This is a genomic window from Nocardia sp. NPDC006982 (assembly GCF_042869435.1).
In the GTDB taxonomy this organism is placed as follows: Bacteria; Actinomycetota; Actinomycetes; order Mycobacteriales; family Mycobacteriaceae; genus Nocardia.
This window is the reverse complement of the sequence record NZ_JBIAFV010000024.1, coordinates 30,926-47,553: the sequence shown is the minus strand read 5'-3', so window position 1 is coordinate 47,553 and position 16,628 is coordinate 30,926. Positions and strand designations below refer to the sequence as shown.

Here is a 16,628-nt window from a genome sequence, read left to right as displayed (position 1 = left end):
GCCGCTCATAATCCCACCGAGCGCGGGTGCGGCAACCACCGCGCCGGTGGCCCAGCCCGGCAGGTCGGAGGCTTCCAGCACTGTGGCGGTGCGGAACCCCATCATCGCCCATGCGGCGTTGTTGATCGAGGCGATCGCGGTGTATTCGCGGAGGAATTTCTCCTTCCACAGCGCCTGCGCGCCTTTAGCGATATCAGGGAATATGCGGCGTTGTTTCCCGGGCTCCCGATTCTGGGGCGGAAGCGGCAATTTCCAAATATTCGTGAGATTCGAGATTGTGGAGTATGTGTTCAGGAAGAACGGCACCGTGGGGAAGATGCCCGCAATACCGGCGCCGAATGCTTGTCCGGCGGCCTCCGCTGACCCGCTGGTGACATTTCTCAGGTCATTTCCGGTGTGTAGTTGGTCCAAGGTGAGCAGAGCAGCGGCGCCTGTTTGGAAGGCACGGAAATAGAGGCCCGCGCCGATAGATTCGCCCAGTGCCGCTGCGGCCAGTATGGTTCCGAGATTGGACGGTTCGAATAGGACCGCCCCAGTGGCGGTGGCTGCGGCTACCGCGCTCGCCGATAACCCGTAGAGCATTGCTTTTCGCCGATTGCGGTCGGCGGCTACGCCGAACAGCGGGTCGAGGATTTTCGGGCCCCACGCCGCGGCTGCCACGATTGCGGCGAGGGAGGGTGGCACCCCTGCGTTCATCGCTACGTATGGCGTGGCGCTCGCGGCAGCGACGGAGCCGAACTTGTTGAGGGCCTGCCCGCCCGGTTTGTAAACCGTGCCCAGCAACAGATGCGCGAAGGGCTTGTTGACGGCGAGCAGTTCTCGTGTCGTCAACGGGGCTTTGGTTGCCGGATCGGTGGGTTCTTTGGAACTACTTGGGCCCGTCGGGTTTTGGCTCTTACCCGCAGGAGCGGACTGCTCCGCGCCGGTTTCCTCTGGTTCGTCCGGGTTTTCGGGGGTTGGTGGTTGGCCGGGGAGATTGTGGAAGAAGACGCCGCCGTGCTGGAGGTGGGCGGGGGCTTTCGGTTTTCCGGGTACGGGTTTGTTGCCGAAGACCGCATCGAGTTGTGCCATTGCAATTCGATGTTCGGCCACGACGTTGTCGATGATCTCGAGCAGTCGTTGTGCCGCGGAGTCAGTTTCGGTGGGTAGTGGTTCCTGTGCTGCGCGTGCGTGGACCCTGGCGGCGAGATTTCGTGCTATCAGTGGGTTGCCGACCTGGGCCATCAGGAGGTCGTAGACCAGGCTGTCTTCAGCAGCTGCTGCGGGCTGGTCGGAAACGACGGCGGGATCGCCGGAAACTGTTGCGGTGTGCGTTGATTCGTGGTCGATGTTCGGATCGTGAGTCGGTGCGGCGACCCCGCTCGCGGCCGGAGGCTCGATGTCAGGGTGGGCGGCGGTCTCGGAAGATTCGGAAGTCGTTGGGTTCGTCTGGGTTTCACCGCTGGAGTGCGGATGACTCGCGTCCCGCTGCTGGCCGTTCGGTACATCCGTCGCTGGCAGTGTTTCCGTTTCAGCATGCTCGCGCAGGGCGGCGTCGGCGTCGGCAATGACGTCCTCCGCGCCGCGACGGCGCGGCGCCGCGGTGACTTCGTTCGCGGCGGCCGGGGATCTGGGCGCCTCGCCGAGAGCGTCGGCGATGGTATCCAGGACGTCGAGTGGGGTGGCGGTGCCAGGTCCACTCGTATCTCCGCTGCCCGAGCCGGATCCACCCCCATTGCCCCCGCCAACGCCCCCACCTGCGGGCAATGCCATCTCATCCACGATCTCGGGCGCACCAGGATCGGTTGTCGCCGAGTCGTTGTCGGCGCCCGCGTGCGGCGGCTGATGCGGTTCGGGCCATTGGGCGTGGTTCGCCACCTTGGTGCCGCGGCGGTCGCGCCTTTCGAGATAACCTTCGGCGGCCAGTGCGTTATATGTCGGCAGCAGCGCTGGCGGTGACAAGTTGAGCTGGCTGGCGAGTGCTTTGGCTGTGGGCAGCCGCGTGCCCTCCGCTATCGCGCCTGATCGGATCGCCTCGCGCAGTAGTATTTTCACGGTCTCGCGCCAACCGAGCCGCCGTGCGATTTCGGTCAACGCCTCGGTTGGCGATTGCGCGGCGAGTTTGTCCAGCAGTCGCTGCGGGGTCATCGGCACGGCGAGGGCGGATGCCGGTTCGCTCGGCCATTGATCGTGGTTGGCCACCGTGGTGCCGCGGGCGGTCGGGAGTTCGACGTAGCCTTCTGCGGCCAGGGCGTTGTATACCGGCAGCAGCGCTGGCGGTGACAAGTTCAGCTGGCTGGCAAGTGCTTTGGCTGTGGGCAACAAGGCGCCCTCCGGTATCGCGCCTGACCGGATCGCCTGGCGCAATAGCGTTTCCATGGTCTCGCGCCAACCGAGCCGCCGTGCGATTTCGGTCAACGCCTTGGCTGGCGATTGCGCGGCGAGTTTGTCCAGCAGCTGTTGTGGGGTCATCGGCACGGCGAGGGTGGGTGCCGGTTCGCTCGGCCATTGATCGTGGTCGGCCACCGTCGTGCCGTGCGTGGTTCTCGCCAGATAGCCTTCGGCGGCCAGGTCCTGGTAAGCCATGTCCACAGTCGATGTCGACAAATCGAGCAGTGTGGCGACCGGACCGGCGGCGGGCAGTCGTGTTTCCAGTGGGATTCGGCCCGACCGGATCGCCTGGCGCAAAGCCATTTTCACGGTTTCGCGCCAGCCGTAGGCTTGCGCGATATCTGTCAGCTCCTGTGCCGAGGACTCCGCCGGGAACAACTCCAGCAGTAACTCTGCCCGCTCCGTCGACGGCTGTTCGGTTCGACCACCGCCACGTTCGCCGCCGTCGTCACTGTTGCCGCTCCCAGAACCATGCGCCACGCTGCTGTCCCGCGCGCCGTCCGGATCGCCAACTGCGCCTTCGCCTTCGGACTTGCCTTCGCGATTATCAGCCTGAGCGGCGAGCTCCTCCTGCGGGCCAGTAGGGATGCTGTCCGCGGACGGATCTTGCGCGGTCGGCGTCTGCGGCGTGGACTCGACTGCCACCGTCTCGGCAGGGTGCGTGGCCACGCCCGAGGGCAACTGCGGATCGGACTGCTCGCCGCCGCTGTCCGGATTCACGCCGGAATGGTCGACCTGTTCTGCACTGGGCACAGCATGAGCAGAGCCGGAAGCGGCGGTAGCCGGGGGCTCGACGGTTGGCGTGGTCTCTTCGGAACTGTTTGCGGCCGAAGTGGTTTCACGGGGTGGGGCGTTGTCGAAAGCTGGACTGCCCCACTCTTGGCCATCACCTTTCGGATGGTGGTGGTTCAAGACGAGGGGATCGAGTCCGAGCCCGTCTCTTAATCCCAGGCGCCCTCTCTTTGCGGGGCGTTCGGGGGCGAAGACATCCTGGAAGGCCACCACCGGGCCGGGGGACTGCCCGCCCCCGCCACCAGGTTTGTGCTGATCCTGCGGGGATGCGGGCAGAGAGCCATGATCGGCTACCGCAGGCGCGGACGCCGCACCACCGTTGGCACCAGTGGCGTCCTGCGGCGCGTCGTTCGCATTCTGCGCGCCAGGCACGGGCTGGGCTGTCTCGGGCCACGCGACTTGTTCCGAGGCCAGCACTTCGGACTGCGTTTTCGGTGCGGGTTCGGGCGCACCGGCTGGTGCCTGTGTCGGCGTGGCGACATCGATCGCGCTGTCGGTCAGTGGAGCGGGTTGGCTGTCCCGTTCCTTCGACGTGTTCGTGGATTGTGCGGCGGGGGTTGGGCGAGGGGACTGGCAGCCGATCGTTACTGCGGTGACATTGTCGTATTCACCCGCATCGATGGCGGACTCCACAAACGCCCGTGTCGTATCGAGTAGATTTCCTCCGGATTGCTCCAGCTTCTGTCTGAACGAGTCGGCGATTCTCTGTTCGGGAGTCTCCGTACTCGACTCGTCCTCGTAATGGATGTTCGCGGCGCCGTCCGAGACCAAGGCCACAAAACCGCTTTCGGCGATGTGGTGGACGTTGGGCTGCAACTCGCCCAGTTCGGTGTCCTTACTGAGGTAGCTGTTCAGACCTGAAGCGAGCCAGGAATGGCGCAGCGCGTGAACGGTCATTTTGAGGCTCTTCGCCATTTCGACGATGGCTGGGTCGTCGTTGGTCAACTGGATGGCGGGACCGCCGTCGGCTGGGATCCAAAAGGCGGGGGAGTCGCCGCACGACAGGGTGATGAGCTGCGTCGGAGTAGCGATGGTCAGTACCAGCGTGGTCGCGGGCGGATGGTTGGATGCGGGGTATTTCGCCGTGATCAGATCCTGAATGGCGCTGTGGGCGGCCTTGAATGCACGCTTCGCGGTCTCGACAGGGTCGGGCCTGCCGCCGAGCGCAACGTCGGCCGCCGCCTCATGAAGAACAGCGGCGGCTGCTGTGGTGGCCGCAGCTGATACCTCTTCGCTGTGGTCTTGGCTGGATATGCCGTCGGCCACCGCTGCCAAGGTCCACTGCTCGTCGCCGACATCGGCTGTCGTGAGCGCGAAGAAATCCTCGTTCACATTATGTTGCCGGCCGTCGGGCTGTCCGCCCCGGTCGGTCACACCGGCAGCGGAGAGCAGATTGACCTCATAGTGATCTCGCCATCTGGGCGAGCCGTCCGGCAGCCACGGGTGATCTGGATCCACGCCGGTGTCGACCAAGGCAGCGATGGCTTCGTAGTGGAATGTCGCGAAGTCGCCACCGGCCGCCAGAGTCGATCGCAAGGCCGCGAAGATGGGCGATGACCGAAGGTCACCGAAGCTGCTCCCATCCGCTGAGTCGGAGCCGATTCCAACGCCCGCCATAACCTGGTGCGTCATGGCGGGAACGGCCCACAAGAAGGCGTCCTGGTGTTGCTCCTGATATCTGCGTAGCCACGGCATGATCCGCAGGGCGTCTTCGAGTTCGTCCACATAGATGACGATGCTGTCGCTCGACCACTTACCTGGTCCGGCGATTTTTGCGCTCTCGACACCGGCATAGTGATCCGGCTGGTCGACGATCTCGTGCACGATATCGTGCATCAGTGCGGGCGCCGCGTCTGGATGTGCGTGGACATAGACACGGAAATTGTGGCCGGTGGCCGCGCGGTCTCGGTAGTAACGGATGAATTTGATGTTGTCAGGGAGGCCGACCACATATTTGGCCTCGTCGACACCGAAATTCATGGGCCCGTTCGAGTAGGTGTCGGTCGTCGCATTCTGTAGTTCGGTGGGCCGCCCTTCGAGAATGCCTACCAGTGCTCGGAGATGGGATCCGGGGTCGCTGACCGTGTCCGCTTCGGTCTCGGACGGTGCGTTCTGAATTTTGTAGACATCCCTGGCTGTCCTGATTTTCTCTCGATCTTCCCATATTTTCCGGAGTAGAATTTCGAGACTTTCACGGGAGCGACCCGGCGCATTCATTCCATTCTTTTGATACGAGATTTCCGACAAGGCGACTATATCGTCGAATGGTATATCCGGAAATATTTCGTGAAGCTCTTCGGGTGTTCGCGTCCGGTCGAATATCTGTAGGAGATTCGCAAGGGCATTCTGGACTACTGATGTACCTGCCGCCGACTCAGGCACGCCTGGACTGTTGGGCTGGGCCGCGTTCAACTCGTTGCCGAGCGCGGTGACGCGATCGTCGGCCATTCGGAAACGATTGACAGCCGCCGTGACCAACTGCTCCCGAGCACGAACGTAGACCTGTCGGACGCTCGTCGCATCGACGTTGTTCGCGTCCTTGAATGCCAACCACTCGGCGGCGGCATGGAAGTGGTGGACCAGCGATCGCAGTCGGTCCTGTGCGATCTCCGCATCCTGATCATCCACTACGTCCAGCAGTTCAGTGATCCGACGGAGCATTCCGCGCAGCTTCTGATAACGTGCCACCTCCGCAGGCGCCGCGATGCGCGGATCCACAAACGCGGCAGCGCATTCCGCCTCGAGCGTCGTATGAACCGTCCGGATCAGGCCGGTATCGATAGCCTCCAGCAGGCCCCTGTCCGGGGTGCCAGTCGGCTCGCCGCTCGGGGGCGCGTCCAACTTCGCCGCGAGCTGATCGACGCGGGCGTCGGCGGCCTGGTGGCGACGTACCGCCTCGGCCGCCCGCCGGTCCCGATCACGAAGGTCGTAGACCTGCTGGACCCCGGCTGCGGGGAGGCGGTTTTCGTCCGTGATGTTGTCGGCGTCGGTCATTGCCGCCAGCCGCTCCGCTACCGCATGGAAGTGGTGGACCAGCGTCCGGAACCGGTCCGGTTGCACATCCGATCGATTCATTGCTTCGCGCAACTCGCGCAGCCCGGCCAGCATGCTATCGAGCCGCTCGACCGGCTCCACATCCGAAGCAGGCCCCGCCGATGCGGCATCGCGTTCCGCCTCGACCCCGACGATCACCAACTCCAGTAGTCCGATGTCGACTGCGGCGCCCAGCTGCGCAACGGCAGCATCTGTATCGGACCTGCCAGGTCCGACGCCGCTCGGGGTGGCATGGGGTGAGGGGACGTCGGCCTGGCTCGTCAGGCCGCCAGGATCTTGGTCCGGGTGTGTTGCGGTGCCGTCAGGTTCGCGATTCCCTGCGCCCGATTGGCGTCGGCGGCGTCCATGGGGGCCAAGTGCGCCATCGCTGTGATGGTTCCGCATGAATGGGTCGAATTCGTCGGGTCCGATCCCGCCGCTGAATCGCTGGCGCGGCTTGCCCGCGTGGTGGTGCGGCCTGCCTGGACCGGCTGGGCGTTGACGTGCGGGTCCGGGCCGTTGCCTCGGTGTAGCGATGGGTTCGTCGTTCGGTTCGTCGGTGTACGCCGAGCGGAGGCTTTCGGCGGCCTGTGCGATGAGGTTGCGAGCCGCTTCCGGCTCGATATCCAGTTCTGTGCACATCTCGGCAAGCGAGATTTCTTCGATGAGGTAGTTGAGCACAACACGCCGCTGTTTGTCGGAGAGATTCGGCAGGGCTTCTCGAATCTTCGGCATGTTCGAAAACGTTTCATCCACCGGCCCGGCGGCGGTGGCAATGGGAGCGGCCGCGTCCTCTACCGACGGGTTATCGTCCTCGTTCGGGTCGGAATTTTCCTCGTCGGAGACCTGCGACTCCAGAAACACCGGTTTTCGCTGGGGGATCCGCTGTCTTGCCTCGCTGACTTTGGTGAGGTCTAGTCCAAGCGCCTGACTTATTTCGATATTATCGGGTTCTGAATCGCCAGTTTTGGTGCGATTCCTGATATATGCGTCGACGGCGACAATCCGTTGGAGATCTTTCCTCCCGAAATTCGGGTACAGATGATCGTAGTACGCAAACTTCATGGCGAAACGAGCATCCGACAGAGCAGCGCGAATGAAACTTCCCGGCGGGACAAATGTTCTGGTGGCGGCACCGATTGCTTCGATAGCGTAATGGAGAAGATCTTGACGTTCCGTTCCCGGGACTGTCCAATACGCAATAGCTGCCTCTGCGATCCACGCGTACTTCTCCAAAATCTGGCGTCTGATTTCGCGCTCCTCGGAGGACCCGGGGCGAGTCGCGATCAGATTCCAGATCAGTCGATTATCCTCTTCGTCTCCCGATCCAACGTCCGTGCCCGCGTAAAATTGTTGCAATGCTTTCATCAAAGTGTCATTTGTGAAAGCTGCACCCGGAACCGGCACGTCGGCAGCTTGGAGAATGTCCCGCAGCTCGCGAAGGGCCACGACAGAAGGCCTGGTCCTGGTCTCTCTTCGGCTGATCGTCTGCTTCGGTAGTCCGATCAGGGAGGCGAACTCAGACTGGTTCATACCATAGTACAGCCGAATTGCCGTCAACCAGTCGTGTACCGTCTCGTAGAAGGCTGCATCGGGGATTGTTTCACCTGCCGGATCCATTCGGTAGCGATAACCCCATGCCTCGGCCAGTTCGTTCCATGTGCCAACACTCTGGTCCCGCAGGACGTCGCGATAGATTCCCAGCATGGCAAGTTCGTCAAGTTCTTGGCCCTTCTTGTAGCGGCCTACCTTTACCCTGGTAATCCCGAATGCTCGTGCCGCATCCGCGTCATTGACATTGTTCAGCCTAAGGAAGTATCGCAGATATTCGCCGAGCGATTCGACTGCACGGGGATCGGGAAATACAAGGTTCTTCCTCGGCAAGTAGGTAAAGCATTCGGCGAGCTCGTCATTTGACGCATTATGTGCGAACGGTGCAACTTCGCTGATCATCTCGACTGCCGATCGAGGAGGCCAAGTCGTTCCTAACTCCCAGTTTATTACTGTGCTCCGCGACTTGCTTATCAGAGCGCCGAGTTCCTCTTCCGAAAGATCTGATTCGTTACGCAGCGAGCGAATGTACTGTGCGATATCGGAATAACCCTCGGGGTATGCCGGGACCCCATTCCGTGTTAATAGTTCCGGATAATAGGAGGCGGCATCCACGTACATTCTTCGGGCGTAGGGAACGCGGCGTAAAAGCGACCGGACCTGGTCGATCTCGAGATCCGGGCCTCCCTGTTCGACCGCCTCCCAGGTCCCCTGCGGCGCATCGATCAATTCGTCCATTCGCGCTGGTGCCACCCCGAGGTATCGGCGCAATCCGGACAGCCACGTCGTCTTGTCGCCGTCTCCTGGCCACGGGAGCTGTGCTATCGGCTCTACCGATTGGTCACTCGCTGCGAGCCCCGACCGCGCCAGCCATCGCTGCACCTGCCCGACTTCCAGGTGATGCATCTCGACATACTCCGCAAGGCTCTGTCGCGGCAGCCCAGATTGATCCGCCAGCCGCCCTCGGTACCACTCGAGAAAGCGCAGTTCTTCTGGAGACTGCCGCGGGCGGGGCTCCTCCGGCTGCTCGGTTTCAGCGGGCGAAGCCAATCCGTCGGACGAGTCAGCGTGCGGTGCGGTGGGCACTGCCCCGGGAACACCCGGTTCAGGAGGTGACGGCGGGGTCGCGGTGTCGGAACCGGAGTCGTCGTTGTCCGGAGCGACGTCGGCAGGATCTGTCGTCCCGAAGTCGAACCAAATCGTCTTGCCCCCAGCACGTTCCAGGCTGACGCCCCATGTGTTGGCAAGCTGACCCACCATCTCCCGGAAGAAGCGGCCATGGGTGCCGGGCAACAACACGCCCAGTGCCCACTCATCGGCTTCCTCATCGGCGAACGGGTCGGTATCACTGTCTTCCTGCGGCCGCGGCAAATTTTGGCTGTCGTCGCCGATCTCGACCCGCCCGGTTCGCCAAACCCGTACTCGTGCATCCGAGTCGGGCACGTATCGAGCGACGTTCTGCATTGCGTCCGAAACCACCGACAGCACGTCATCGATTCGCTCGTCCGGTAAACCAGCTTGCCGCAACAGTTCGCGGACCTCCCGCCGGGCTTGCGATGCGCCGCGCTCGACGGTGCCCGGGGGGAAAATCAGGTCGACATCCGGATCGGACGTCGCCTGGGATGGATCACCGTCGCCCGCGGCTTCGAAGAGCTTGAACCACACCGTCTTTCCCGCACCCCGCGGCAACTCGTAGCCCGACGCCTCCGTTTTCTCGATCATCGAGTCGATGGCAGGCCACCCAGGTTTGCCGTCCTGGGAGCGCACAGGCATCTCGCCGTTTCCATCTGCCACCTCGATGATCGCCCACCGATTGCCCGGTTCTCCATGAATCGATGCCGACACTCGCGGATCGCGATCCCTCCCGGGATCGAAATCAGGCCGGGTGAGCGCCTGCTGAACCAACGCCGCCGCTATCCGCTCGGCGGTGTCGACCTGTTCGGCATGCGGCCAATCTCGCAGTGCCGTGCGAACGGCTCGGTCTGCCGCCTGCGCGTTCGACTGATTGCGCTTGGGCCGCTTGGGTGTGGGCGGTCCCGGCGTCGGTACGGCGGGCGCAGCCGCGTTCTCTTGGGACTCCTGCGGCGGAGGGGGTGGTGGTGGCTGGGGTGGTTCGGGTGGCTTTTGCGGTTTGCGTTTGGGTTTGCGTTTTTTGGGGTCGCTGGCCGACGCCTGAGCCGTTGGGATCGGGCGGGCGGGGACGACTGGCTGTGGCAGGGGTCCGGCGGGTGTGGTTGGGGGGACGCCGCCGCGGGTGGGTTCGGTGGTTAGGGGTGGGTTGTAGTCGGTGCTGTGACGGTCGAGTTGGGGGGTGGTGGGTTCGGTTGGGGCGCCGGGGGTTCCGGGGTTGGGTGTCGTGGCGTAGTGGGATGGTGGGTTGAGTTCGGTGGGGTGGTCGGCGGGTTGGGCTGGCAGGTGTGGTGCCGGGTTGTTCAAGTGGCGGGGCAGGGGCGGTTCGGAGTCGTGTACGCGTGGCTTCTGCCGGTCCTGGTCGTCTTCGGCGGGTGCGCCGGGGATGGCGGTGTCGGGGATCGGGACTTGTGGTCGGTCGGTGAGGGGGATGGCGGATCCGGTGTTGGGGATCGCCGGTGTGGTCGGGTGCGGGATGATCGGAATCGCGTTGGGGGGTGGGCCGTCTGGTGGGTTGGGTTGGCCGGGGATGTTGTAGGTGGTGCCGGGTGGTTTGGTGTATTCGTCGGGTGCGTTGTTGGGGTATTCGTCGACCTGCGGTTGTGCGGGGACGTAGCTGGGCATCGGAGGTTTTACGACGGTCCCGATCTCGTCCTGGTCGGGGAATTCTTTGGGATCGCTGGAGGTTTGGTCGTTGTCGGTAGGTTGTCCGCTGGTCATCGCGGGTGCCGGTGTCGAGAGTCCCGCGGCGATATTCGACGGTCCAAGTCCCCCTGGTATGACACCGGCGATTGCCGCTGGCGGGAGCGCCTGCGCGCCGGGGTTGTTCGCTGCCGCGCCGGAGGCGGGTGGGGGTTGCTGCGGTGAGTTGGCCGCCGGTGTGGGCGTTGCTGGTCCGGAGGGAGGACCGGGCGGTGCGCCCTCGGATGCGGCTGGGTTCTTCGTCTCCGTCGCGGTACCCGATGTGGTGTTGTCTTCGACAGCCGTCTCGTTATCGAAGAAGTGGAGATCGAGGACGCTGGGCTCGTGACCGGAGATGGTCGAACTCGAGGTGTGTCCGCTGTTGGACGACGAATCCGTGTGTGAGACAGGCGGTTTCGCCGTGACTCCTGTCCTGTTGTCACTGCTGGTGCCGCCGAAATCCTCCGCAGTGCCGAAGTGGGTGCTCCCGGTAGGGGAGTCAGCACTGATCGTCAGCGGCGTTACCGATTGGTCTTCGGCGGCGATGGTTCCGGCGAGGCCCGGCTGTGGCTTTTCGGGTCGATCGCTGTGGAATTGGGTGTTTTTCGGGAGGTCGGTTGATGACGGGCTCGCCGATGTCGTGCTGGGTTCGGTCGGTGCGGGTGCGTTGTACGTGCTCTTGATGAGTTGTTGCAGGGCCGTGTCCCAGGAACTCCAGCCGTAACCGGGCGCGGGCGCGTTGGCCGAGGAGGTCGGCGCTTGGGTCGAGTTCGAGAGTGAGGGGGTGTCGCCGTCGTCGGGTAGGCCGAGTTCGTGGAGGAGGGCACGGCTGATCTCGTTGATGTCAGCGATGGTCTGCTCATCGATCTCGGCGATGGACTGCTCGAGAGGTCGCGGTGTGTGCCCGTCGGTGCTGCGTCGACCCGAGGATTCGGCTTCCGGCGCGAGCAAGAGTCCGTCGCTCCAGCTGTCCGCGAGTGATCGCTCGAGCTCGGTGATAGCCGCCTCGAGGGGGCGGACCAGTGTGGCCGTGCCTTGGGTGGGGCGGACCGCCGTGGCGAGGCCGCCGCTGATCATCTGCTCGGCGAGGTTCCGGCCGTGCGGCTCGGGTCGGGTGAGCGCGGGCACAGTCAGCGCACGGGTGGGGTCGGCGAGGGTGATGGCCAGGTCGCGTCCGGTCGTGCGTGCCGACTGTTTGGTCGCGTTCGTGCGAATCGGTGGTGTGGAAGGTTGTGTGTGCTTACGGCGCTCGGGTCGTGGGATCGGTATCGGCGCAGGTGGTTTCGCCGTCGGCTTGGGTGGTTCGGGTGGCTGTGTCTTCGGTGTGCGCTTCTTGGGCTTGACCGCCGAGGCTTGGGCCATCATGGGGACCGGACGTGCCGGAGCCACCGGTTGTGGCAAGGGTCCCGCGGGCGTGGTCGGCGGGACGCCGCCGCGGGTGGGTTCGGTTGTGAGGGGCGGGATGTAGTTCGTGCCGTGGCGGTCGAGCTGCGGAGCTCCGGTGGGATCGGTTGGTGCGCCCGGGGTTTCGGGGTTTGGTGGCGTGGCGTAGCGGGCGGGTGGGTTGAGTTCGGTGGGGTGGTCGGCGGGTTGGGCGGGCAGGTGTGGTGCCGGGTTGTTGGAGTGGCGGGGCAGGGGTGGTTCGGAGTCGTGTACGAGCGGCTTCTGACCGTCCCGATTCCCTTCGGCGGGAGCGCCAGGGACAGCCGTATCCGGGATCGGGACCTGTGGTCGATCGGTTAGAGGTATGGCAGATCCGGTATCGGGGATCGCCGGTGTGGTCGGGTGCGGGATGATCGGAATCGCGTTGGGGGGTGGGCCGTCTGGTGGGTTGGGTTGGCCGGGGATGTTGTAGGTGGTGCCGGGTGGTTTGGTGTATTCGTCGGGTGCGTTGTTGGGGTATTCGTCGACCTGCGGTTGTGCGGGGACGTAGCTGGGCATCGGAGGTTTTACGACGGTCCCGATCTCGTCCTGGTCGGGGAATTCTTTGGGATCGCCGGAAGTCTGGTCGTTGTCGGAAGGCTGCCCGCCGGACAATGCGGGTAGCGATGCCGAGTGTTCTGCGGTGGTATCGGGATTCGACGGCCCATGCCCGGCCAGTGCTGCCGCGCCGGCCAGTGCTGTCGGTGGGATCGTCTGGGCTGCAAGGTCGTTTGCGGGTGCGCCGGGTGTCGGTGTGGCGGCGTGCGGCGGTTGTGGCGAGTTGGCTTGTGCACCTTGCGGGTTGGCTTGGTGCGGTGCATTGCCCCGCGCGGCGTGTGGTGTGGGCTGGGGTTGGGGTGTGTTGGCTTGTGCGGCGTGTGGTGTGGGCTGGGGCTGAGGTGCGTTGGGTTGCCCGGATTGTTGGTTGGTGTGGGGCGGATTGGCCACAGGTGTGGCAGCCGGTGCACCGCTGGGACTGGGTGTCGCACCCGCATGCGCGGTAGGGTTTTTCGCCTCCGTCGGGGTGGCCGATGGCGTTGAGCCGGACCCACTGCCCGGTCCTGATTCGACCACTGTGGTGCCCGCAGCGTGCGGCGGCGCCGCGGGTGAGTCACCGCTTGGTGTGACCGGCTCATTGGGAACCGGTTCGGGATCGAAGTCGAGTTTGAGGAGGATGGCCTCGTCGGAGTCGGGCGGCGGTTCGCCCGGCCCGTGCCCGGATTTGGGCGAACCCGAGCCAGGACCGCCTCCGGTCGGTGAATCCCCGTGTGCGACAGGTGGTCCCGCGGTAACACCAGGTCCGTTGCCGCCGCCGCTGCCGCCGAAATCCTTGGCAGTGGCGACGTGGGTGTTGTTCTCGACGGGGGTGTCGGCACTCATCGTCATTACCGATCCCCGCGTGGCGCCGGGCTGGCCCTCGGCGGCGACGACGGTTCCGGCCAGGCTCATCTGCGGAGTATCGGGTCGGCTGCTGTGGAATTGAGCGGTGCCGGGAAGGTTGGTCGACGACGAGCCTCCCGGTGCGGCCATGGGATCGGCCGGCGCCTCTCCGAAGCCGCCCTCGGTGAGTTGCCGCAGCGCTGCATCCCAGGAACTCCAGCCGTGGCTGGGTTCGGGTGTGCCGCCGGGCGATGTCGGCGATGCGGGCGGGGTCTGCGGGGTACCCGATGACGGTTGGTCGGTACCCGGAGACGGCGGGGTGCCGCCCTCATCGAGTTTGCGGAAGGCATCTTCTAATGACCCGCCGCTCTCGTCGTCGCGCAACTTGCCCAGCTCGTTGATATCGGCGACGGCCTCCTTGGGCGGCTCCCAGGGTGCTTGGCCTTCGCCGGTGGTTTCTCGGACCGGGACACCGTCACGCGAGCTGTCGTCCCGGGATCCGCCGATCTCAGGGATGGTCTCCTCGCGTGGCCGAGGCGTGTCGGCGCTGCCGCGTGCTCTGGCCCAGTCGGGCGCTGATCGGACCGGGAGGCCGTCGCGCCCGCTGTCGTCGCGACTGCCTCGGGATCCGCCGATCTCGGGGACGGTCCCCTCAGGGGCGCGGGCGGTGCTCATAGCGCGGGTGACGCGCACCGCCGCGCCGATGCCCGCGATAGCGCCACCGCTGGCACCCATCAGGATCATTTGGGTGAGCTTTCGGCCGGTGAGTTCGGTGTCGGTGAGCTTGGCTACGACCACCGCCGCGCCGGCCCCGCCCGCGGCTCCGCCGCCGGCGCTGGCGAGCACGACGGCCACGACGCGTCCTGTCGTGCGTCCCATCGGTGTCGCGGCGTTGGCCGCGACGCGAGTGAGCGCAGGCAGCATTGTGCGGGTAGCCAGTGAGCCGACCAGGCCACCGGCACCACCGGCGGTCGCCGCCACCCAGACTTGGCTCCAATCCATGCTGGTACGGCGACCGGGCTTGCCGCGGCCCTGGAGGATTTGGACGTATTCGGCACCGGCGACGACACCGCCCATGGAAACCGCGCCCATGATGGTCGCGCGAATGGCGAGCGCCATGTGCGGGAATCGCTCCATGAAGCCAGCGGCGCGTTGGAATAGGAAGGCGAGGGTGTCGCGACGGGCGGCTGTGGCGGCAACATCGGCGGCGATGCGGTCGCTGGCGGCCTTCATCGGTACGGCGGTATCGATGAGCAGGTTGGCGAGGAGGACGGCCCCGATACCGATGACGATGTACTGCTCGAGTTCGATCGAGTTGGCCGAGTCGTAGAGCAGGCCGGCCATGCCGTCGGCGAATTCGATTTGATTGCGCGTGTTCGCGATCTCGGTTTTCAGCTGTTTCTGGATCGCCTCGCCGGCCTCGCCCTGGATTGCCGCGGCCACTTCGCGTTCGAGTCGTTCCAGGTGCCCCAATGTGACTTTGAGGCGTTCGGCCGAGTGTGCCCAAGCCTCGGCGGCGTCGCGGATGTCGTTGGGCTTACCGACGGGGAAGTGGCCGATCACCCAGCGCGTCAGCCAGTCCGGGAAGTGGGGTGGGATAGAGACACTCACAGAGGCGTCGACCGCCCTCTCGCGCCCTCCACCAGCAACCGATACAGCACCCGCGCCGGACCGCACGCGTCCTCGCCGCGCAACTCCACCTCGGCGAATGCCGCAACCAACGCCGCGCGCGGCTGGAACCGGCCGTCGAGGATGCTGTTGCCGCCCAATTGGTCTCGCCATCGCCGGTAACTGCCCACGATGCGGGCCAGGGTATCCCCGGCGCCCCACGGGCCGTTGATGCGGCGATATTCGGTGATCAGGGACCGCTGCGCCAACCTCCGGATGGGCTGACCCGCCTGATCCTCCATGATCCGGCCGAGGTCGCCGACGATCGTCGAATACATCGGTCGCTCCTCTGATCCGGCTATAGCGTTCCCGGATTGTATTGCGGCGTAGACCTTTTCGCTGAACTGCGCCGGATTCGCGACGAGGGCGCGGTCGAGCATGATCCACGACCCGGTATTCGCCGATTCCGACCCTTCATCGCCTCGATCCCGGGTCACCTGGGAGATCCGGCCTTCGAGTTCGGTGATCTCGATTCCGCCGAGCTCGATGAACGGATATTTGCCGAGAATGTCGTCGATGGCCGCGGCCAGTTGAGCGACCATCTCCTGTCCGATACCCGAGGTGTCGAAGCCGACGATCCGCAGTTCGTGTCGATCGGCGAGCTCATGCGCCGCGGCCAGCGCCGCCGCATCGGTCGGCGCCCGGACGAGCTCCGCCGCGGTCGAATCGCGCTTCTTCTTACGTCGCTTGTCCTCTCGTTTCCGATCGCTGGGCGGCGCCGGGCCGACGCCGGTCGGGGGCGGTGCGAAGACCTGTGCCGGTGGGCGAGCGCCGCTACGGGCCCAGGGGGTACCCGACGGTATCGCCGGGAAGGCCGTTCCTGGCGTTCTCGACCATGGCGTGCCCGCGGGCTTCTCGGCGACCCCGGGATCGCCGGTCCGGGGTGGCGCCGTGGCGGCGGATGGCGTCGCGCCGGGCACAGCTGGGGCCGAATCGTCCGCGACCTGTGGTGATGTGGCATTCTCGCCGTCTCCAGGCGAGGTTTGCGCGGTAGGTTGGGGCGCGGAGTCCGGTTCGTTCAGCGGTGTGCTCGAATCCGGGTACACGGGCTGCGGACCGAATGGTGTGGGCTGGCCGATCGGGTTGTAGCCGTTGGCCTCCGGTTGTGGGTAGGCGCTCGGAGTGGAACTCGGCTGGGTGGACGAGGTGGGAGACGATCCGCCAGTATGTGTCGGCGTCGCGTTCGCGTTGTCGGTATTCGCCCCGGAATCGGTTGCGGGCGAACTGGTTCGGGGTGCGTTGGTGCCGGACCACGTCGTATCCGGCACGACGGACACCGGCTGATTCGACCCGGTATTGCGGATCTGTTGCCCGCTGTCTTGGTCCTGGTCGTGGAGTGCGTCGGCGACCTCGCTGACGCCCTTGCTCAACCCGTGCAGATTGTCGACTAGGTTCTGGTATCCCTCGAGCCCCTTCTGCGCCTGCGGCTCGTAGGCATCGCCGACCATTCGCCCGGGCTCGTCATCACCCCAGGGCTTGCCCTCGCGAGCCAGGGCCTCCTTCAGTTCGGTCAGATCTTGGTGCGCGGATGCGGCGACTGCGGCGAGTTCGGTGACGAGCGCATGGACGCGGTCAGGATCGATATGCAACGACTGGCCCAT

At 65.0% G+C, this 16,628-nt stretch carries 2 protein-coding genes (1 of these 2 cut by a window edge); both read right to left on the bottom strand.

Features of this window, described 5'->3' with window-relative positions:
- On the bottom strand, positions 1-14,970 hold the 5' portion of the coding sequence (locus tag ACFYOW_RS44480) for an MFS transporter (protein WP_387297311.1). It extends 17,064 nt beyond the left edge of the window; only the first 14,970 of its 32,034 coding nucleotides appear in the window; the start codon lies at positions 14,968-14,970; the stop codon falls past the left edge of the window.
- Positions 14,967-16,628, bottom strand: a complete 1,662-nt coding sequence (locus ACFYOW_RS44475; RefSeq protein ID WP_387297309.1) for a hypothetical protein — start codon at positions 16,626-16,628, stop codon at positions 14,967-14,969. Before ACFYOW_RS44475 ends, ACFYOW_RS44480 begins: the two co-directional genes overlap by 4 nt.

Coding starts and splice junctions, on each gene's coding strand:
- ACFYOW_RS44475 (WP_387297309.1), bottom strand. CDS start 16,628: ATGGGCCAGTCGTTGCATATCGATCCTGACCGCGTCCATGCGCTCGTC.